The organism is Cohnella ginsengisoli (assembly GCF_029525555.1).
GTDB classification, from domain to species: Bacteria; Bacillota; Bacilli; order Paenibacillales; family Paenibacillaceae; genus Cohnella; species Cohnella ginsengisoli.
This window is the reverse complement of sequence record NZ_JAPDHZ010000004.1, coordinates 1-19,034: the sequence shown is the minus strand read 5'-3', so window position 1 is coordinate 19,034 and position 19,034 is coordinate 1. Positions and strand designations below refer to the sequence as shown.

Sequence of the window (19,034 nt, the reverse complement as noted above, 5' to 3'; positions counted from 1 at the left end):
TTTAAACCGATATGTTGAGGACATTTATAAATTTATATCAATATATTGTGGCTGTCAATCCATGGAGCGGCCTAAAATTTATGAGATGCAGGCAGGAATTCGCAAAACCCGCGCCACGCAAGGGCTCAGGTCGATTGCAGTCGATCCGCAAAAAAACGGCGGGCAGACAATTGCTGGCGTCGGCCCGCTCCTACTACATATAGGGTAACATCCCGTCCGATTTGTCAAGGGATTGTTTTCGGATTTTCGCCGTCAATTGCGCATCCGCTGCCTGAACTCTTTGGGCGAATGCTGATTGTGCCGCTTGAACAATTTGTAGAACTGCGCCATGTTCCAGATACCCACCTCGAAGCTGACCTCCATGATGCTCAAGTCGGTCGTGAGCAGCAGGCGTTCCGCCTTTTTTGATCCGGTTGTAATTGACATAGTCGACGAACGGGATGCCCATGGTCCGCTTGAACGTCTTGATGAAGTGGTGGTAGCTCATGCCCAGCAAGCGGCGCACGTCGTCCACCGCGATCTTCTCCCCGAGACGGCCCTCCACGTAATCCAGCACCGGCCTCATCCGCGCGATGCCGGCTTCTTCGGTGCCTCGCAGCACGCCGCGGTCGTCGCCCCGGAGCAGCAGCAGCAGCAAGCGCTTGATCGAGGCGCTGACGGCGATCTCGTAGCCGGCTCTCCCTCTGTACGTCTCGTCGTAAATCTCCGTGATCAGCGCATGGGCCTCGTTTCTCGCGGTAGGACTCGCTTCAAATATGTAGTTCAGATCCTCGAGCGGACTGGTCAGCTCCGAGAAATGATGCAGATAAGGCAGGATGCTCTGGTCGAAATGCCGCACGAGATCCACCTGGAAAACGAGATAACGCGTAGGCTTGCCGTTCAGGCTCCACGTCCGGTGCGGACGGGACGAGCCGATGACCATGACGTCTCCCGGACCGAGCGTCGTCAACGAAGTCATCGTCTGGACCTCGAGACCGCCCTCGAAGATCGCCAGAAACTCCACTTCTTTATGATAATGCCAATGCCAGGCGTCGGTCGCCCTGCGAACCCGCTCGAAGCCTTCGAGCTCCCATACTTTGAGGAACAGCAGCGGATTCTGGTATACGACTTTTTCGTTCACCGCGTCGACGTGCGTATCGATGGCGTTGGGCATACTCGATCGTTCACCTCTTTAGTAGCTTCATTAAGCAGTATAACACTTTTGAATACAAATGAATTAAGATCAGACATATTCCGGCAAGCACCGATTGTCTATACTGATAACAAGAAAGCATAAACAATAAAACGACGATCGGGAGGCTGCAGCTAAATGGCACAGCGCATTAGAGTCACCGTATGGAACGAACACCGCCACGAAAAAACGCACGAAAAAGTACGCGAGGTGTATCCCGAAGGCATTCATGCAGCGATCGGGCAAGGACTCGGCACGGACGAATTCGAGGTTCGCTACGCGACGCTCGACGACGACGAGGAGCACGGATTGTCCGAGCAAGTGCTCAGCGAGACGGACGTGCTGTTCTGGTGGGGCCATATGGCGCACGGCGACGTCAGGGACGAGATCGTCGATCGCGTTCACGCCCGGGTTCTTCGCGGCATGGGACTCATCGTTCTTCACTCGGGTCACTTCTCCAAGATCTTCAAGAAGCTGATGGGCACGTCCTGTGACCTTAAATGGCGCGAAGCCGACGAGAAGGAACGCATCTGGGTCGTGGCGCCGAACCATCCGATCGCCGAAGGCATCGGCGAATACATCGACATCGAAGCGGAGGAAATGTACGGCGAGCACTTCGACATCCCGGCGCCGGACGAGTTGGTCATGGTGAGCTGGTTCGAAGGCGGCGAAGTGTTCCGCAGCGGCTGCACGTTCCATCGCGGCCAGGGCAAGATCTTTTATTTCCGCCCCGGGCACGAGACGTATCCGACCTACTACAACGAGCAGGTTCGCCGCGTCCTTAGCAATGCCGCCAAGTGGGCAGCGCCTTCGACGCGCGAATATCCGAAGTACGGCAACCATAAGCCGCTCGAAGCGATCAAGCCGAAGTCCTGATCCGTCAATACGCGTTTAGACAGTCCCGCCGGTCCTCGCCGGCGGGGCTGTTTTTTTCGCCTGGCCGGACTGTCCCGTCCGTCCCTTCACTGCCGCTGGCAACTGCGGTAAAATAGAACGATGCCTCCGTGACGGGACATGAACGATATGGGACGAAATGGAGATGAAATGAATGACGGAATTAACGGGAAGCCCCGGTAAGACGGGACTCCCTTCCGAAGCCCGCGTCCTCGTGATGACCGCGGTTGAAGCGGAACGGGACGCGGTGCTCCGCGGCTTGGACGGCGACGGCCGCTTCGACGTGCGCCTGTGCGGCGTCGGGCCCGCGAGCGCGGCCGCACGCACGGCCGCCGCGCTCGCAGGCGGCGAGGCGTGGACGCTCGTCGTCAGCGCCGGCATTGCCGGAGGGTATCCCGAGCTAGCCCCCGTGGGCACGCTCGCGATCGGCACCGCCTCGGTCGCCGCCGACCTCGGCGTTGAGACGGCGGACGGCTTCGCCTCGGTCGACGAGCTCGGCTTCGGCGCTTCGGGCATCGCGGCGGACGCTTCGCTCGCAGAAGCGCTGCTGCAGGCGCTGAACAGGGCCGGGCTGGTCGCGGCCGCCGGTCCGATCGTGACCGCTTCGACGGCCACGGGCACGGCCGCCACCGCGGCGCTGCGCGCGGCGCGCGTGCCCGGCGCGGTGGCGGAGGGCATGGAGGGCTACGGCGTGGCCGTCGCCGCGTCCGATGCGGACAAGCCGTTTATCGAATTGCGCGCGATCTCGAACGCGGTCGGTCCGCGGGATCGCGACGCTTGGCGGATCGGCGACGCGCTATCGGCGCTGTCCGCCGCGTTCGCCATTTTGAAGGAGGTTGAGCTTTAATGAAAATCGCGTATTCCCCTTGTCCTAACGATACGTTCATATTCCATGCCTGGTCGGCAAGCCTGATACCTGGCGCGCCCCGCCTGGACGTGACGTATGCCGATATCGATATCACCAACGGCCTGTCCGAAGGCACGGACGGCCCGGAGGTCATGAAGATCTCCTACGCGGCCCTGCCATGGACGCATCCGGACTATGCGCTCCTGCCTTGCGGCGGCGCGCTCGGCCGCGGCTGCGGACCGCTCGTGCTCACCGCCGGGGGGCCGACGGCCGGACAGTCCGACCCCGCCTTGCTCTCGGGCAAGACGGTGGCCGTGCCGAGCGAACGCTCGACCGCTTACTTGCTGTTCAGGCTCTGGGCAGCGCAGAACGTCCCGGGCGGCGTCGGACGGATCATCGTCATGCCTTTTCATCAGATCATGCCCGCCGTGCAGCGCGGCGAGATCGACGCCGGCCTCGTCATCCACGAAGCCCGCTTCACTTACAAGCAGTACGGCCTCGCGATGCTGCAGGATCTGGGCAGCTGGTGGGAACAGGATACCGGCCTGCCGATTCCGCTCGGCGCCATCGTCGCGAAGCGCTCGCTCGATCTGGAGGCGGTGGCCGGCTGGATCCGCGCTTCCGTCGACTATGCCTGGGATAATCCCGAGGCTTCCCGCGAATATGTCATGTCGCACGCGCAGGAGCTGTCGCCGGAGGTGGCCAAGTCGCATATCGACCTGTACGTGAACGGCTTCACCCGCGATCTGGGCGAGGACGGCTTCGCCGCCGTCGACGCGCTCCTCGGCCGCGCTGCCGCGGAAGGACTCGTGCCAGAAGCGCGCGTCGCGTCGCTTCGTCTGCGGAGCGGCATGAACGTTCGCTAATCTCCGACTAACCCGCGCCAAAACGGCCGCGCCGTCCCTATCGGACGGCGCGGCCGTTTTTTTGCGCGCGACGGCGATTCACATGGCCGTCTGGCGTGTATGTACTAAACAGCGAAGAAGGCTGCGCATCGCAGCAAATGGAGGTTATGCGAGTGGCGTCAAGCAGGTCTCAAGTTCCCTTCGAGGCGGTCAAATCGGCGGTTGCCGGATCGGCCACTTATGCGTCGGGAGGCCGGTTCGGGCCGCGCAGGCAGCGCGATTTTGAGCTTTTGCTGCTGGACGCGGGCGAGATGCGCGTCACCATCGACGGCGCGCCCCGGCAGGTCAAAGCCGGACAAGCCATACTGTTGAAACCGGGACACGTAGAGTCCTTTGATATAACCGGCAACGACGTAACGCGGCACAATTGGGTCGCCGTTCAGATCGACAAGCGCTCGCTCCACGGCGAAGAAGCCGCCGAGCCTCCCGGCGTATGGCCCGTATCGCCGGAAATGAACAAGCTCGTCGAGCTCATCTTGACCGTGCAGAACGAGCTGCCGAGCGACGGCGCGATCATGCGAAGCCTGGGCGCGGCCGTGCTCCGGCTTCAGCCCGACGCGGACGGCATGACTGCGGAAGGAATCGACGCTTCGCCTGCCTCGCCAGCCGTGGAACGGGCGCTGGCCTGGATCCGCTCGCATTACGGCAGGGAGATCAAGCTGAGCGATCTGGCTTGGGAAGCCGGCGTGACGCCCGAGCATCTGGTGCGATTATTCAACAAGTACGAGCAAGAGACGCCGATCCATTACGTGTGGCGATACCGGTCCGAGCGTGCGGTGGAGCTGCTCGAGCATACGGGGCTGCCCGCCGCGGAGATCGCGCGGCAGTGCGGGTTCAAGACGCCCCATCATTTTTCGCGTACGCTCAAGCAGATAACCGGACGCACCCCGTCGGAGATCCGCAGGGCCAGCTGGAACGGCGAAGAGCTCTAGCCTTCGCCTGCTTCCGTATCGCCGCCCTTGGCTCCGCCGGACGATCGGACGCTGCCGAGCGCTTGGGCGATCCGGCTCAGCCCCTCCTCCAAAATCTCGCGACGGGTCGCCAGGTTAATGCGGACGCGTCCTTCTCCCTCGCTCACGAAGGCGCCGCCGCCGCTCACGGCGACGCGCGCTTCCTTGACCAGAAGGTCGCCGAGCTCGGTTTGGCTTAAACCGAACGGGCGCAGGTCGACCCACAGCAGGTAAGTCGCTTCGGGCACGTAGACGATCGCCTCCGGCAGCCGCTCGGCCAAATAAGCGGCCGCGAAAGACGCATTGCCGCGCAAATACGTCAGGCAAGCCTCCAGCCATTCTTCTCCTTCCCGGTAAGCCGCCTCCGCCCCCGCGATCGACAACGGGTTCGGCCCCCCGGTGGCCAAGCGCTTGATCGAGCCCTTTTCTTAACGTCTCGTCGGTCGCCACGGCGAACGACGTATGCAATCCCGCCAGATTAAACGTCTTGCTCGGCGCGATAAACGTAACGGTACGCTCCGCCATGCCCGGCAGCGACGCGATCGGCGTATGAACCCCCGTCAAGATCAGGTCCGAATGGATCTCGTCGGAAGCGACCGTCACGCCGTAGGCGCTGCAGAGCGCCGCGAGCCGGTTCAGCTCCGCCTTTTCCCATACGCGCCCGGTCGGATTGTGCGGACTGCACAGCAGCAGCAGCTTCGCCCCCGTGAGCCGCAGCTTGGCCTCCAGATCTTCAAAATCCATCGTGTATTTTCCTTGTTCGACCTTCAGCGGATTCAGCGCCAGCTCCCGCCCTTGGCCGGTCACCGCCTCGCCGAAAGGCCCGTAGACCGGCGGCTGAACGATCACGCGATCTCCCGGCTGCGTGAAAGCGCGAACGGCTGCCTTCAGCAGCGTGACGACGCCCGGCGCGAACAGCAGGTCGCTCGTATCGACCTTCCAATGGAATCTCCGGTCCAGCCAGCCGGCTACCGCCTCGAACAGCGACGAGGGCAGCTCGGTATAGGTGAGCAGCCCCGCGTCGACCCGGCGGCGGATCGCCTCCAACACGGGCGCCGGCGCCTCGAAGTCCATGTCAGCGACCCACAGCGGCAGCAGATCTTCACCCTTGAACAGGCGATCTACGCCCGACCATTTCAAGGAGTCCGGGAGCCGAAGCTCCACCTTTTTGTCAAATCGGTTCATTTCGATCCTCTCCTGTCCATCTTAACGCCCAAGGGCGGCCTTGTTCAGCTTGAACGCTTGACCTGCGACCGCGAGGAACGTCAAGCGGCCGTCATCCGTCCCAAACGGCACCGCCCGGCCGTCCCCGTCTTCGATCGCGACCGCTTCGCTCCCCCGCGAGCCGCACCGCGCAGTATCCGTCACGCTCGGCCGCGATGCGGATCTCGGTCCAATCGCCGCCGCGCCAATCGATATCGACGCGGTAACCGCCCCGGGCGCGCAGTCCGCGCACGCTGCCTTCCGGCCAAGCCGCGGGCAGCGCAGGCAAAATCCGAAGCTCGCCCGCATGGCTCTGCATCAGCATCTCGGCGATTCCTGCCGCGCCGCCGAAATTGCCGTCGATCTGAAAAGGCGGATGCGCGTCCAGCAGGTTCGGATACGTGGACTTCGCGAGCAACTGCGCGACGTAGCGGTGCGCCTCGTCGCCGTTGCCCAGCCTCGCCCACATATTGACGAGCCAAGCGCAGCTCCAGCCCGTATGTCCGCTGCCGGCCGCGAGGCGAAGCTCAAGGCTGCGACGTACGGCCGCGGCCAGCTCCGGCGTGCGAACGAGGTCGATCTGCTCGGCGGGGTACATGCCGTACAGATGGGAAAAGTGCCGATGGCCGGGAGACTCCTCCTCGAATTCCTCCGACCATTCGAGCAGCTGGCCCTTGTTGCCGATCCGGAACGGTTCGATTCGGTCAAGCGCGTCCTGCAGCTCGGGCCTCCACGCTTCGTCCAGGCCGAGCTCGATGCCGGCGTCGATCACGCTCCGCAGCAGCTCGGACAGAATGGAGAGATCCATCGTCGTACCCGCGGAAAGGGAGCATTTTCGTCCCTGCTCGTCGAGGAACAAATTTTCCGGCGTCGACGCGGGCGAGGTGACGAGCCGTCCGGAGCCGTCCGGCACGAGCCAGTCGAGCGCGAAGCGCGCCGCCTCCCTCATGATCGGGTAGAACCGCTCTGCCAGCTCGGCGCGGTCGCCGCCGTACAGGTATCGCTCCCACAGATGCCTGCACAGCCAGGCGGCGCTCATCGGCCAGAACGACCAGCTGGCGGAGCCGGTCACGGGATTTGCCCTGCGCCAGATGTCCGTGTTGTGATGAGACGTCCAGCCCCGGGCGCCGTAATGGATTCGCGCCGTCTCCTTGCCCTTGACGCTAAGCTCGCCGATCAAATCGTACAGCGGCTCGGCCAATTCGTGGAGATCGAGCGCCTCGGCCGGCCAATAGTTCATTTGCGTGTTGATGTTGATCGTATAATTGCTGCGCCACGGCGGCGTCAGATGATGATTCCAGATGCCTTGAAGATTGGCTGCCTGCGTGCCGGGACGCGAGCTGGAGATGAGCAAATACTTGGCGTAATGAAAGTACAGCTCAGCCAGCCCCGTATCGGCGCCTCCTTGTCCTACGCGCGCCAGCCGCTCGTCGGTCGGCAGCGCCGCCAGCCCCTCCTCGCCTCCGGCAGCAAGCCGCAGGTCGGTGCGGTCAAAGAAGGCGCGGTACGAATCCGTATGCCGTTCGATCAGCGTATCGTACGGCGCCAGCGAGGCGTCCGCGAGGTCCTGCATGCAGCGCGGGACAGGATCCGGTCCCCCGGCGGGATCGCTGTCGTACCCGGCGAAGCTCGTGGCCGCCGTCAGCAGCAGCGTTGCCCGCGACGCGCCGGAGACGCGCACCCGGCCGTCCTCGAGCGTCTCTATCCGGCCGTCCGTATCCACCGCGCGCAGGGCCGCGGCGAACGCGGCCCCCCGACCCGGCGCATAGATTACCGCCGGATCGATGGATACGGGCGCGCGGCCGCTCATGACCAAGGCCCCATCCCATGCCGACGTCTCCGCAGGATGCGGACTCTCAAGCGAAGCCGTGAAGCTCAGCGCGCCGGCCCTGTTCGCCGTCAATCTCACGGCCAGCGCCTGCTCGGCCGCAGACACGAACGCTTCCCGCGTAAAGACGACGCCGTCCTCCTCGTAGGAGACGGTGTGCAACGCGCGCGAGAGATCCAGCTGCCGGACGTATCCCGAAGGCGCTTCGGGGCGGAGCGCCTCCACGTCGACGAGCAGGGTGCCCAGCGGCTGATAGGCTTCCGTATCGACGCTGAGCATATTCGCTTCGGCGAGCTGCTGCGCTTCCCAATACTTCCCTTCGGCGATCAGCTCCCGGCAGCGCGCCAGATGGGGCAACGCGCCGTGATTGTTCGTATCCGCCGGCTCGCCCGACCAGAGCGTGTCTTCGTTCAGCATCATCCGCTCGCGCCGCGGATCCCCGAACACCATCGCGCCGATGCGTCCGTTACCGACGGGAAGCGCTTCGTTCCAATCCAGGGCAGGACGCTCGTACCAAAGCGTGCGCGACCCGTCTATTTTCATGCGTGACATTCGTTCTCCCTCTTTCTGGGTGCAAGCTGTTCCGGCATCCGCCGGACGAATACTTCCATGCTATCAGAAGGGATTCGGAATGTGAACGCCTATTTACAGGCGCTGCGGTATACTAGGAGGATAGATCGGAGGGTTCTGCATGAAGTTAAGCATATTGGACCAGGCGCCCGTCGTCGCCGGCCAAAGCCCGGGCGATGCGCTGCGATCCGCGGCGGCGCTCGCGCAGGCGGGCGAGCGCCTTGGCTATTCGCGCTACTGGCTGGCCGAGCATCACGGACTCGGGGGGGCTCGCTTGCTCGACGCCCGAAGTCATGCTGGGCATGATCGGCGCCATGACCACGCGCATTCGGCTCGGCGCCGGCGCGATTTTGCTGCCTTACTACAAGCCGTACAAGGTCGCGGAGACGTTCCGGCTTCTCGCTTCTTTGTTCCCGGGAAGGATCGACCTCGGCGTCGCCCGGTCGCCCGGCGGTCCTGCGGAGATTTCCATGGCGCTGTCCGACAATTACCTGGAGCGCGCGCTCCGGATGCCGGACGACTTCGCAGCGCTCGTCCGCTACCTGAACGGCGAAAAGCCCGGATCGCAAAATCCGGAGCTCGGGGAAAAGATTGGCGCGAATGCGTGTTCGGCAACCCCGCTGACGAGCGGCTCCGGCGAAGGTCCCGCGCCATGGGTGCTCGGCACGAGCGTCAAAAGCGCGAGCCTGGCCGCCGCGTACGGCACGGGCTATGCTTACGGCTATTTTATGAACCGCGAAAACGCGCGCGAAGCGATCGCCGCCTATCGCGGCGGCTTCGACCGGTCGCGCGGCGAGCGCCCCTATGTCGTCCTGGCCGTGTCGGCCGTATGCGCCGATACGCAGGAACGGGCCGAAGCGATCGCCCGCGGGGTGCGGGCTTGGCGCTTGCTGGCCAGTCAAGGCCGCGGCGAAGCCGGCATTCCCGGCCCGGACGAAGCTGATCGCCTGCTCGGCGAGTCTCGGCCGGCAGGGTCAAGCGAGCCCGGCTCCGAACACGCCATGATCGTCGGCGCACCCGAGCAAGTTCGCGGACGACTGTCCGAACTGCGCGAGACGTTCGGGGCGGACGAGCTCATGATCGTTTCGTACGGTCACGATTTCGCCGACAGGGTTCGCTCGTACGCGCTCATCATGGAAGCCTGCGGCGGCTAGCGCAGCCGTTCGGCCAGCCGCGCCGTCAGCCAAGGCCATACTGCCGCGAGCGTCTCGTCCATGTTGGTCCTGCCGTCGTCCGCGATATAAGGCGGGCGGTCGCGAAAATAATCCGCGTGTCCGCCGGCGATTTGGACGGCGGCGCGAGCGCCGGGCGCATGACGATCGTCTTGCCAGCCCGGCAGCAGTCTGCCCGCATCCTTGCCCCAGCCGCCGAACGATCCGATTCGGCAGATCAGGTCCGCCGCTTTGCCTGCAGCCAGCGCGCTCGGCTGCTCCCATGCCGCCGTCTTCAGCCTGCGTTCCGCATCGCGTGCCGCGCCGCGCGCTTCCCGCTTCCGTTCCGCCTGCACGTAGAGCACCGCGTCCCGCAGCGGCCCGGGGATTCTGCACTTCGGCGACCCGATCATGACGACTGGGCACGGCATCCCGCCTTCGCGCGCGAGCAGCAGCCCCGCCGCGTGAACGGCCGCGACGCCGCCCGCGCTATGGCCGATGAAGAGCGCGAGCCCCTTTCGTCGTACCAGCGGCTTCGATTCCATCGCTACAATCGCTTCCTTCGATTCCATCACTTTCGCACGCCCGATACGATCCTCTACCGCGTTGCGCTGCGCTCGGGGAAAAGCATTCTCGGCGCAGTCGCTTTCCAGCTCGGCCAACACGCGTCTCCCGCCGACGGAACGCTCGTACCTGCGATAAGGCAGCATAATATCATGGCGCGCCTCCCGAATTTGCGGCAGCAACCGTCTGTGCCAATCGTCGTAAGGAAACAGCACCCGGCCCTGCACTTCGCATCCAAGCGCCGTCAGGCGTTCGCACAGCGTTTCCTTCAATCGGTCGAGAAAATGCGGAGCGCTGCGCACGCCGTTAAGCAAATATAGTCTCAACACGGGACCGGCGCCCGCATCGCCCGAAATCGGGAACCCGTGCGTTTCCTTCGCCCCCGTCACGGCGCATTCTCCCCCGTGAGCCGCGGCATACCGTTCGGCCTGCACGATCCGCGCCATATCGCTCGGATGGGTCGACCGCAGCCATTGGACGAGCAGCGGCGGATTCACGTCGCTCAGCGCGGCCACAGCGAGCTTTTGGTGCATCGTCACGGCGCCGTCGGCCGTGCCGAGCATCTCGAGCGCGTACCGGTCTGCGGCTGCCTCGGCATGTCTGGATACCGCGTTCGAGACGGGCAGCGCGACGAAGTTAAAAACGGACAGCAGCAGCAAAATGAGCGGCAGTGCATTGAGGTCGGACACCCGGAGGATTCCCCACTCCCCTGCCTTTCGTCCGCACGACGATGCCGTAGATTCCGCCGCCGATCCAGAGCAACGCGAATGAGCTGCCGATTGCGCCGACCGCGCTCCATTCCAGGTGATGCTTGACGTAGTGTCCCATCTCGTGCGCCATCATCTGCATAATCTCGGGCCGATCCAGCCTGGCGAGCGCCGTATCCCACAGCACGATGCGCAGCGAGCCCCCTATTCCGGATACATAGGCGTTGATTGCGTTCGTTTTGCCGGACATATGCGCTTCGTACACCCGATCCGCCGGGATATCGGCCTTGGCCGCCAAGTCCAAGATCGCGGACTCGAGGACGGGATCGGACAGTTCCTCGAACTTGACGTAGAGCGGATCGATGACGACAGGCTGGACGTACATCATGAACAGCGTAAACGGCACCGAGATGAGCCAAAGCCGAAGCCACCATCGCCCGCCGCGGGACATGATCCATCTGGCTGTGGCGTATACGGCCACCAGCGTGACGTAACCGATAATGAAGTCGAGCCCCCCGGTCCTCCAGCCAGCCCCCCGCCGTCTGCGTCGAAATGCCGTAGCTGCGCGACACCGCATAGCTCGCAATCTTAAGCGGCAAATAAAGCAAGGTAGACGCCGCATACACGAGAAAAACGTAAAAAAGGCAGGCGCACGATCGCCGGCAGCGTGCTTTGTCCGATCCGCTCCTTCCAGGCGCGCGACCAACCGCCGGTCAGCAGATACAAATAGATTGCCCACTGCCAAGGCCAGCTGAAGAAAAAGATGGCGTTCCGGATCGCGTTCAGCGTCGCGCTCTCGCGAAGCTGATCCGCTGAATAGAAGAGCGACGGATCGGCTGCCGTCCCCTTGTAAGCGTCCGGTACCGTAATGGGCGACGTATACCATACGTACAACAGCACGATCGCCGCGCAGCCTGCCAACCACAAGCCGTACCTTCGAAGCCGCGAGACGGTGGACATGTCGACTCTCCTTACCGGTCTTTTTCTTCATCATAAAAGCTGGCCGCCACAATTGCAAAACGCACCCGTTCGCAATATGATCGTATCATCGTCATTTAATCGCCAGATACCCGGAGGTTCCGTCGCATGCAGACCCACCCGCTTCAATTCGTCATTTTCGGCGTTTTAATCGTCATTTTCGGCATCGCCGACCTCCTCTTCCTGAACCCCTACGTCGGCGTCGTCCTTGTCTTCACCGGCATCGCACTGGCCTTCTTCGGCTGGCGGCGGGTGAGGGCGTCAAAAAAAGAAACGGCCGCCAGAGGCGTGAAATCGATCCGTCTAGGCTATAGCATAAGCCGATCTCCGCGATCCACATACACTGTCTGAGCAATGAGCAATTAACCTCGGACACGGTGGTGATAGCGATGGGATATCCGGTTGAAGGCGGAGGCAGCGGTGCAGCGTTCGCGCTCGTTATGTTCGTATTGCTCGTCATCATTCTGCGGGTCGGCTTCTTCTAATCGATCCGGCAAACGGAAAAACGGCCTTGAAGGGCGCCTGTCGCCCTTCGAGGCCGTTTGTGCATTTTCAGCGACGCATGCGGCACGGCCGGCTAGCCCAGCCAGCCGTTGCGCTCCGCGATCAGCGTCGCTTCGATTCGGTTTTTGGCGTCCAGCTTCTGAATCGCTTCGGACAGATAATTGCGCACCGTGCCGTGCGACAGGTACAGCCGGGACGCGATCTCGCCCGCGCCCAGCCCCCGCTCCGGCCAGCTTCAGCACCTCCCGCTCTCTTTCGGTGAGCGGATTTTCGCCTTCCCACAGCTGCATGGCCAGCTCCGGACTGACGGCGCGCCCGCCGCCGTGGACCGAGCGCAGCGCGGCGCCGAGCTCGTCGATCGGCGAGTCCTTCAGCAGGAAGCCTTTGACGCCGGCCCGCATCGCGCGCTGAAAGTAGCCCGATCGCGAAAACGTCGTCAGGATGACGACCTTGCAGCCATGCTTCGCTTCCTTTAGCCGTTCCGCGACGTCAAGCCCGGTGAGCTTCGGCATTTCAATATCCATCACGCACAGATCGGGATCGAGCGTTTCGATCATCCGAAGCGCCTGCTCGCCGTCCGCCGCTTGTCCGACGACCTCGATGTCGTCCTCGAGATCGAGCAGCGCGCTCAACGCGCCCCGCAGCATGCCTTGATCCTCCGCAACGATCACTCTCACGCCCCCCGTCGCCTCCTCAACTCCCGTTTTTTCCACGAGCGGCAGCTTAATGACGAGCTGCGTTCCCGCACCCGCTTGCGAACGCCATTCAAGCTCTCCCTCGATCAGCCGCAGACGCTCCCGCATCCCTCTCAGTCCGGAGCCGCCTGTCGTGTCGGCGCCGCGATCGGACGCGCAGCCGCGGCCGTCGTCGCTCACCGTCATCACGATCCGTGCGTCATGCTTGGCCCATTCGATCCGGCACGACGAAGCTCCGCTGTGCTTGACCGCATTCGTCACCGCCTCCCGCAGGCACATGGCCATAATGTTGTCGACCAGCGGAGGCAGACCTGCAAGATGATCCTCGCCTCTCGCCTGCAGACGGATGCCGGCAGCCTGCAGCAGCTGCGATGCATGCACGGTCTCCTCCCGCGTCGTGGCCGCGTTCATGCCGGATACCAGCTCACGCAGCTGCTTCAGGGCCGCCCGGCTCGTCGTCTGTACGTCCCGGATCTCGATCGCGGCGCGTTCCGGATTTTTGGCGATCAGCCGCTCGGCCAGCTCGCTCTTCAGCGTGATGAGGGACAGCGTATGCCCGAGCGTATCGTGAAGATCGCGCGAGATACGCTGGCGTTCCTCGCTTTTGGAGAGGCGGGCGATCTCGTCGTTAGCCATGGATAGTTTGTTTTTCAGCTCGTTCGAGCGCCTGGTCAGCTGCATGCCGAGCGGCACCGTCAGCATGATCAGCATCGCGGGCAAATATTGAAAGATATCGTTCTCGTTTTCGTACAAGCCGTAATAAGCCGCGACCGTTCCAAGCAGCGCCAGCATGGCGCCTATGCCCGCGATTCGTTTCCACTTTTCTTTGAGCGTTCCGACGATCGGCGACGGATAAAAGGTGAGGAAAACGAAGTTTTCCCCGAACGTCCAACAGAAGACGCCGACCATCGCGAGCAGCAGCAGCGCAGCCGTAAATCGGAAGCGCGGCGCCCTGAAGCTGAACAGATAAGTGCCGACGAACAAGCTGAGCAGCAGCAGGCTGGGCAGCATTTGCGCGATCGGCATTTGCAGGATCGTCTCGAGCGGAAATGCCAGATACACGAGCCAGATAAGGGAAAAATAAAGGGGCGGCCCGTTTCGCGCCTGCCCGCTCCGTTGCTTCATGCTACACCGCTTCCTGCTTTTTCATGATATAGGACGATATTATCACGAAAACGAGCGCATAGGCAGCCAATATTCCGAAGCCGGCCCAATCGGGATGCCCGCCCCCTACCAAATTCCACGCGCCCTGACCGACCCGGTAAGTCGGGAGCCATTTCGCGATATTTTGCATGACCTGCGGAAACGTAGCGGTAGGCACCCACAAGCCTCCCATGACGGACATGCCCAGATATAGAATCATGCTCAGCACCTGAACCGCGTCCGCGTTGCGCATCGAGCCGACGAGCGTAGCGAGCGCCATGAAGGCGAAGCCGCCGAGCCAGATCCACAGCCCGCTCTCCACCCATACCGCCGCGGACAGATCGATGCCTTTGGATAGGCCTGCGACCGCGAAGACGAGCACGATGATCACCAGGTTGATCAGCGCTTGAGCGACGATCTTGGACAGCACATAGGAGCCCGAAGGCAGCGGCGTAATTCGCAGCAGGCGAATCCACCCTTGCGCCCGTTCTTTGGCGATGCGGGGGGCGAACGAGGTGAGGCTCGCGCCGATGACGCCGTACGCCGTCATGGACATTAAATAGTAAGGGATCCAATCCGTGCCGTCGACCGTGGCGTCCGCGTTCATCGTGCCGGTGAAAATAAAGAAAAGGGCGATCGGCATTATGACCGAGAAAATGACGAACCGCTTGTTTCTGGCCGTGCGCAGCATTTCCGATTTGCATTGCGCCCAGGTGGCGCGCGCCGTCTGATTCATAGGAACAGCTCCTTCAATAATGTTGTAAACGGGAGGCCCACTTTATTCAGCCTTGCTTACGAGCGCCTGGAACGCTTCTTCCAGGCCGCCGCTGCCGATCTCGATATCGCGCATATCCGTACGCCTGCCGATCAGCTCGGCGATGAGCCGATCCGTATCCTCGCTCATCAGCTTCACGCGCCTGCCGCTTCGGCTTAGCTCCGTTACGCCCGGAATCGCCCGCAGCTCCTCGTCGCTTGTCCGTTCGCCGGCCGTAAACGAGATGACGCGCCCCGTCGTGCGGGCTTTAATCTCGCTCGGCGAACCGTCCGCGACGATCCGGCCGTCGCTTACCACGACGATCCGGTCCGCGATGCTGTCCGCTTCCTCCAGGTAATGCGTCGTCAGCACGATCGTCTTGCCGCGGTCGGCCATCTTCCGTACCGTGTCCCAGAACAGCTGGCGCGAGGTGACGTCCATGCCGACGGTCGGCTCGTCGAGGAACAGCACCTCGGGATCGCCGGCAAGCGCGAGGGCGAAGCCGAGGCGCCGCTGCTGCCCGCCCGATAGCGCCGAAGCCATCTTCCCCCCGCTCCGCTTCGAGCGCGGAGATCCGGAGCAGATCGGCGAGCGGAAGCGGCTTGTCGTAAAAGCCGCGGAACAGCTCGATCGTCTCGGATACCTTCAAGTTGTCTATGACGCTCACTTCCTGCAGCATCGCTCCGATTCTTTTCCGCACGCCAGCCTCCCGGGGGTCGCCTCCGAGCAGCCTGACCTTCCCTTCCGTCGGCTGCAACAAGCCGAGGATCATCGAGACCGTCGTCGTCTTGCCTGCGCCGTTCGGTCCGAGCAAAGCCAGCACGCTGCCTTTGGATACCGTAAGCGACAGTCCGTCTACCGCGCGTTTGCCTTTATATACTTTGCTGACCCGTTCGAGCTCGATGACTGGGTTCATTCTATCTTCCTCCATTCGTCTGACCGCTAGAATCAGTGTATCTTTTGGAAAAACGTTCATGCATTCACAACCGTAATCTTCCCGGCATGACAACTGTCATATGAAAATCGCGATCGTTTCTCTGTCCCGCATGCCTTCCCTTCCCCCCGTCCGAATTAGGTACAATAGGGAAGTCGGACCAGCTCGACCCGTCCTCCTATTCTATATGGCAAAGGAAAATGCGAACCCATGATCATCCAACCGAAAACCCGCGGCTTTATCTGCACGACCGCGCATCCGGACGGCTGCGCCATCCAGGTTCAGCGTCAAGTGGAATACGTAAAAGGGAAGCCTGCCGTCAAAGGCACGCGCAATGCGCTCGTCATCGGCGCGTCGACGGGCTACGGCCTCGCGTCCCGCATCGTCGCCGCCTTCGGCGCCGGCGCGAACACGATTGGCGTCTACTTCGACAAAGCCGCCGAAGGCGCCCGCACGGCCTCGGCCGGCTGGTACAACTCGGCCGCCTTCGAAGAAGCGGCTTCCGAAGCCGGGCTGAAGTCGTTCAGCATCGTCGGCGACGCCTTCTCCGACGAGATCAAGGACAAGACGATCGCCACCATCCGAGAAGAGCTGGGCCAGGTCGATCTTGTCGTCTACAGCGTCGCATCGCCGCGGCGGACGCATCCGAAGACGGGCGAGACGTTTTCCTCCGTCATCAAGCCGCTGGGCGGCACCTACACGAACAAGACGGTCAACTTCCACACGGGCGAAGTGTCGCTTGCCTCGATCCAGCCCGCCACCGAGGACGAAGTGCGCCAGACGGTCGCCGTCATGGGCGGCGAAGACTGGGAGATGTGGATCGACGCGCTTCGCGATGCGGGCGTGCTGACCGAGGATGCGACGACCGTCGCGTACACGTATATCGGACCTGAGATCACGCATGCCGTGTACCGCGAAGGCACGATCGGACGCGCCAAGGAAGATCTCGAGGCGACCGGCCTTCGCCTGAACGATCGGCTGTCCGCGACCGGCGGACGCGCGTTCGTCTCGGTGAACAAGGCGTTGGTCACCCAATCGAGCTCCGCCATTCCGGTCGTTCCGCTTTATATTTCCGTGCTGTATAAGGTAATGAAGGAAAAAGGACTTCACGAAGGCTGCATCGAGCAAATGTACAGACTGTTCTCGGAGCGGCTGTACGGCGGCGGCGAGACGGCTGTAGACGAGAAAGGCCGCATTCGCATCGACGACTGGGAGATGCGTCCCGAGATTCAAGCCGAAGTCGAGCAGCTGTGGGCGGCGCTTTCGACGGAGAACGTGTACGCGCTGTCCGATCTGGAAGGCTACCGCAAGGAATTTTTCCAGTTGTTCGGCTTCGAGACTGGCGCCGTCGATTACGACGCGGATGCCGAGCCTGACGTAGCCATCGCGAATTTGCGCTAGACGAGAGAGGGAGCCCCGCGTTGGGCTCCCTTTATTTTGCGTTATACGATGACGCCGACAAAGGCAAGATCGAAGCGCGTGCCTCCGCAGTCCGGCTTGTTGCCGTGCACGACCTCAAGCTCGACCTCGTGTCTGCCGCTAGGCAGACTATCGGCGAGCGTCTCCAGCTTCAGCCATCCGGCCGGTCCGCACCAGTCCGGGCGCTCCCTGGACGATACCTGCCATTCCCCGCCATCGATCCGATATCGGCATTCGGCCGACAGCTTGCCGAAGTCGAACGCCAAAGCGAGCCCTCTCCCCTCGAACGAAAAAGCGAGCTTGGCTTCGATCGCCGACGTCGACAGCGCGCGGTCGATCCATTCCAGCGTCACCCAGCGCTTGATCATCCAGGGACCTTCCGTTCGGATCTCCTCGAACGGCACGAAGGAGACCTGCTGCCAATGCCCCGGGTCCAACGGCTCCGGCAAGCGGGAGATAGCGTTGGCGACTCCGCCCGCTGGCGCTTCACTCGTATGCGCAAGCGCCGATCGCAAATAGCCGATGACGCTCTCGCCATAGCTGAAGCTGCCCCGCTCCGTCGGATGAAGACCGTCCGGGAGCCATTCTTCCCAGCGAAGGAACCCGGCCTTTACCTCATTAAACGCATGCAGCCCCATCCATACCGAGCTCAGCGCATAATGCTCCGCCAGCGCCTCGAACTCCTCGATGCTTGGCGGCATTCGCCCCTCCGACATCGGTCCGTACATGTCCTGGCAATAGGTATAAACCAGCACCACATCGATCGTTCCGCTCGCAAGCAGCTGTCTGAGCAAGCCTTCGCGCGTTTTTTGCCGGCGTTCGGTCGCTGTCCCGTTATCGTTCACCGCGAACTCCACGAAAACGAGGTCGCACCCCCGATCGATCAGGTCCCGCTTGGCGCGGAAGCACGCCAGATCGCTCCCCGTCGCTCCGATGCCAGCATTCTCCACGGCAATTCTAGCGTCAGGGCAATTGGCGACCAACCAACGCGAGACCGGCTCCGGCCAATTGTGTGCGCCTCGACCGTCCGTGATCGATCCGCCGATAAAGCCGACCGTAAGCCCGCCTTCCGCCAGTTTCCGCTTCGTATTCGTCAATGCTCCGCGAACGCGAACGACTTCTTGACTGCTTGCTGCTCCCCGCTCCACTTGACCGCTTCCTCTCTTGTGTCCTGCTAGACGTTATTTTAACAGCACTCCGCTTAATGGCAACCGGTATTATTGCGTTTTTTACTTCAATTTTGTTTAATCTCTCGAATTTGGGTAATAGAAGATATCCCCTTACGATATGGAGGTCATCACAATGGTACTCGTACTCGGAATCCTAGCGGTTATCGTAGCCATCGTACTTTGGTTGGCCAAGGCAGCGGTCGAATTCGTCTGGTCCTTCGGCGGCATCGGCCTGATCGTCTTGATCATCGGTCTCGTCCTTCTGTCCCGCGGCCGCAGAAACGCGTTATAACGACTCACACTACTTAGAAGAAGCCGTCGGCGCGCATGCGCCGGCGGCCTTTTCGTAGTGTGGCAATGACACGAGGCGTTCGCGAACACCGCCTACGTTATACCCTTTCATTCCGCCGAATTTTACGCTTCCTCGGATCCAGGGTACGTTATTCGCACATTTGCGGGTGATTTCGAACGACCTCGTCGCAATTAACGGCTCACGAGTCCGCAAACTTGCTCTACTCTACGTATTTTCGCGAAATTCCGCCTTTCCAGTCCGGCGCCATATACCGCCTGCTGCTCCCTTCCCGCCGACACCAGCCCAACAAAAAAACCACCTTCCGAAGAAGGTGGTTCTCTTTTGCTGCGCTTTAG

The 19,034-nt window shown here is 62.3% G+C and carries 16 protein-coding genes and 5 pseudogenes; 9 read left to right on the top strand and 12 right to left on the bottom strand.

Annotated features, from left to right (window positions below):
• Nucleotides 1-252: 252 nt before the first annotated feature.
• A pseudogene (locus tag OMP38_RS21065) lies at nucleotides 253-1,153 on the bottom strand (helix-turn-helix domain-containing protein).
• Between the two features lie 156 nt (nucleotides 1,154-1,309).
• On the opposite strand from OMP38_RS21065, the gene OMP38_RS21060 reads away from it, so the two are divergent.
• The 4 genes from OMP38_RS21060 to OMP38_RS21045 all read left to right on the top strand — a co-directional run bounded on the left by OMP38_RS21060 (nucleotide 1,310) and on the right by OMP38_RS21045 (nucleotide 4,749).
• A complete protein-coding gene (locus OMP38_RS21060) occupies nucleotides 1,310-2,047 on the top strand; it encodes a ThuA domain-containing protein (protein ID WP_277566911.1) in 738 nt (245 codons plus the stop codon).
• A 172-nt stretch (nucleotides 2,048-2,219) separates the two neighbouring features.
• Nucleotides 2,220-2,912 (top strand): futalosine hydrolase, encoded by a 693-nt coding sequence (locus OMP38_RS21055; RefSeq protein WP_277566910.1) that lies wholly within the window; start codon nucleotides 2,220-2,222, stop codon nucleotides 2,910-2,912.
• On the top strand, nucleotides 2,912-3,778 hold the full coding sequence (locus OMP38_RS21050) for a 1,4-dihydroxy-6-naphtoate synthase (protein ID WP_277566909.1): 867 nt from the start codon (nucleotides 2,912-2,914) through the stop codon (nucleotides 3,776-3,778). The genes OMP38_RS21055 and OMP38_RS21050 overlap by 1 nt, the downstream gene beginning before the upstream one ends.
• Nucleotides 3,779-3,930: 152 nt before the next feature.
• On the top strand, nucleotides 3,931-4,749 hold the full coding sequence (locus OMP38_RS21045) for an AraC family transcriptional regulator (RefSeq protein ID WP_277566908.1): 819 nt from the start codon (nucleotides 3,931-3,933) through the stop codon (nucleotides 4,747-4,749).
• Here OMP38_RS21045 and OMP38_RS34880 read toward each other — a convergent pair.
• The 3 genes and pseudogenes from OMP38_RS34880 to OMP38_RS21030 all read right to left on the bottom strand — a co-directional run bounded on the left by OMP38_RS34880 (nucleotide 4,746) and on the right by OMP38_RS21030 (nucleotide 8,350).
• Entirely contained in the window at nucleotides 4,746-5,150 is a 405-nt protein-coding gene (locus OMP38_RS34880) for an aminotransferase class I/II-fold pyridoxal phosphate-dependent enzyme (protein WP_338130596.1), read from the bottom strand. The two genes, OMP38_RS21045 and OMP38_RS34880, sit on opposite strands and share 4 nt — an antisense overlap.
• A gap of 94 nt (nucleotides 5,151-5,244) precedes the next feature.
• A pseudogene (locus OMP38_RS34875) lies at nucleotides 5,245-5,841 on the bottom strand (aminotransferase class I/II-fold pyridoxal phosphate-dependent enzyme); the annotation flags it as partial.
• A gap of 202 nt (nucleotides 5,842-6,043) precedes the next feature.
• Nucleotides 6,044-8,350 (bottom strand): glycoside hydrolase family 95 protein, encoded by a 2,307-nt coding sequence (locus OMP38_RS21030; protein WP_277566905.1) that lies wholly within the window; start codon nucleotides 8,348-8,350, stop codon nucleotides 6,044-6,046.
• Between the two features lie 239 nt (nucleotides 8,351-8,589).
• On the opposite strand from OMP38_RS21030, the gene OMP38_RS21025 reads away from it, so the two are divergent.
• Nucleotides 8,590-9,522 (top strand): MsnO8 family LLM class oxidoreductase, encoded by a 933-nt coding sequence (locus tag OMP38_RS21025; RefSeq protein ID WP_277566904.1) that lies wholly within the window; start codon nucleotides 8,590-8,592, stop codon nucleotides 9,520-9,522.
• Here OMP38_RS21025 and OMP38_RS21020 read toward each other — a convergent pair.
• From OMP38_RS21020 to OMP38_RS21010, 3 genes are read right to left on the bottom strand one after another with little or no spacing between them, the layout of a single operon-like run.
• Nucleotides 9,519-10,772 carry a M48 family metalloprotease gene (locus OMP38_RS21020; protein ID WP_277566903.1) on the bottom strand — a complete coding sequence of 418 codons (1,254 nt, stop codon included), beginning with the start codon at nucleotides 10,770-10,772 and terminating at the stop codon, nucleotides 9,519-9,521. The genes OMP38_RS21025 and OMP38_RS21020 overlap by 4 nt on opposite strands.
• The gene (locus OMP38_RS21015; RefSeq protein WP_277566902.1) at nucleotides 10,720-11,367 is read right to left on the bottom strand and encodes a M48 family metalloprotease; all 648 of its coding nucleotides are present in this window, start codon (nucleotides 11,365-11,367) and stop codon (nucleotides 10,720-10,722) included. The genes OMP38_RS21020 and OMP38_RS21015 overlap by 53 nt, the downstream gene beginning before the upstream one ends.
• 11 nt (nucleotides 11,368-11,378) lie before the next feature.
• A complete protein-coding gene (locus tag OMP38_RS21010; RefSeq protein WP_277566901.1) occupies nucleotides 11,379-11,750 on the bottom strand; it encodes a hypothetical protein in 372 nt (123 codons plus the stop codon).
• Nucleotides 11,751-11,876: 126 nt separating this feature from the next.
• Here OMP38_RS21010 and OMP38_RS21005 point away from each other — a divergent pair, with 126 nt between their 5' ends.
• Nucleotides 11,877-12,119 (top strand): polysaccharide deacetylase family protein, encoded by a 243-nt coding sequence (locus tag OMP38_RS21005; protein ID WP_277566900.1) that lies wholly within the window; start codon nucleotides 11,877-11,879, stop codon nucleotides 12,117-12,119.
• Nucleotides 12,120-12,157: 38 nt separating this feature from the next.
• Nucleotides 12,158-12,253: a sporulation protein YjcZ gene (locus OMP38_RS21000; RefSeq protein WP_090114685.1), complete on the top strand. Its 96-nt coding sequence runs from the start codon at nucleotides 12,158-12,160 to the stop codon at nucleotides 12,251-12,253.
• Between the two features lie 92 nt (nucleotides 12,254-12,345).
• Here OMP38_RS21000 and OMP38_RS20995 read toward each other — a convergent pair.
• The 4 genes and pseudogenes from OMP38_RS20995 to OMP38_RS20980 form a co-directional block, all read right to left on the bottom strand.
• Nucleotides 12,346-12,919, bottom strand: a pseudogene (locus OMP38_RS20995) (response regulator).
• Between the two features lie 78 nt (nucleotides 12,920-12,997).
• Nucleotides 12,998-13,603, bottom strand: a pseudogene (locus tag OMP38_RS20990) (sensor histidine kinase); the annotation flags it as partial.
• Nucleotides 13,604-14,093: 490 nt separating this feature from the next.
• Entirely contained in the window at nucleotides 14,094-14,846 is a 753-nt protein-coding gene (locus OMP38_RS20985) for an ABC transporter permease (RefSeq protein WP_277566899.1), read from the bottom strand.
• Between the two features lie 42 nt (nucleotides 14,847-14,888).
• Nucleotides 14,889-15,780: pseudogene (locus OMP38_RS20980) on the bottom strand (ABC transporter ATP-binding protein).
• A 228-nt stretch (nucleotides 15,781-16,008) separates the two neighbouring features.
• Between OMP38_RS20980 and fabV the strand changes: the two are divergent.
• Nucleotides 16,009-17,199: an enoyl-ACP reductase FabV gene (gene fabV / locus OMP38_RS20975; RefSeq protein ID WP_277566898.1), complete on the top strand. Its 1,191-nt coding sequence runs from the start codon at nucleotides 16,009-16,011 to the stop codon at nucleotides 17,197-17,199.
• Between the two features lie 41 nt (nucleotides 17,200-17,240).
• Here the strand turns inward: fabV and OMP38_RS20970 are convergent, their stop codons facing one another.
• The gene (locus tag OMP38_RS20970; protein ID WP_277566897.1) at nucleotides 17,241-18,365 is read right to left on the bottom strand and encodes an SGNH/GDSL hydrolase family protein; all 1,125 of its coding nucleotides are present in this window, start codon (nucleotides 18,363-18,365) and stop codon (nucleotides 17,241-17,243) included.
• A 154-nt stretch (nucleotides 18,366-18,519) separates the two neighbouring features.
• On the opposite strand from OMP38_RS20970, the gene OMP38_RS20965 reads away from it, so the two are divergent.
• Nucleotides 18,520-18,678 (top strand): hypothetical protein, encoded by a 159-nt coding sequence (locus OMP38_RS20965; RefSeq protein ID WP_158543922.1) that lies wholly within the window; start codon nucleotides 18,520-18,522, stop codon nucleotides 18,676-18,678.
• Nucleotides 18,679-19,034: the final 356 nt, after the last annotated feature.

Bases quoted from the DNA above. Each gene is read 5' to 3' on its own strand.
- OMP38_RS21060 (WP_277566911.1), top strand. From the start codon at position 1,310: ATGGCACAGCGCATTAGAGTCACCGTATGGAACGAACACCGCCACGAA.
- OMP38_RS21055 (WP_277566910.1), top strand. From the start codon at position 2,220: ATGACGGAATTAACGGGAAGCCCCGGTAAGACGGGACTCCCTTCCGAA.
- OMP38_RS21050 (WP_277566909.1), top strand. From the start codon at position 2,912: ATGAAAATCGCGTATTCCCCTTGTCCTAACGATACGTTCATATTCCAT.
- OMP38_RS21030 (WP_277566905.1), bottom strand. From the start codon at position 8,350: ATGTCACGCATGAAAATAGACGGGTCGCGCACGCTTTGGTACGAGCGT.
- OMP38_RS21015 (WP_277566902.1), bottom strand. From the start codon at position 11,367: ATGCGGTGTCGCGCAGCTACGGCATTTCGACGCAGACGGCGGGGGGCT.
- OMP38_RS21010 (WP_277566901.1), bottom strand. From the start codon at position 11,750: ATGTCCACCGTCTCGCGGCTTCGAAGGTACGGCTTGTGGTTGGCAGGC.
- OMP38_RS21005 (WP_277566900.1), top strand. From the start codon at position 11,877: ATGCAGACCCACCCGCTTCAATTCGTCATTTTCGGCGTTTTAATCGTC.
- OMP38_RS21000 (WP_090114685.1), top strand. From the start codon at position 12,158: ATGGGATATCCGGTTGAAGGCGGAGGCAGCGGTGCAGCGTTCGCGCTC.
- OMP38_RS20985 (WP_277566899.1), bottom strand. From the start codon at position 14,846: ATGAATCAGACGGCGCGCGCCACCTGGGCGCAATGCAAATCGGAAATG.
- fabV (WP_277566898.1), top strand. From the start codon at position 16,009: ATGATCATCCAACCGAAAACCCGCGGCTTTATCTGCACGACCGCGCAT.
- OMP38_RS20965 (WP_158543922.1), top strand. From the start codon at position 18,520: ATGGTACTCGTACTCGGAATCCTAGCGGTTATCGTAGCCATCGTACTT.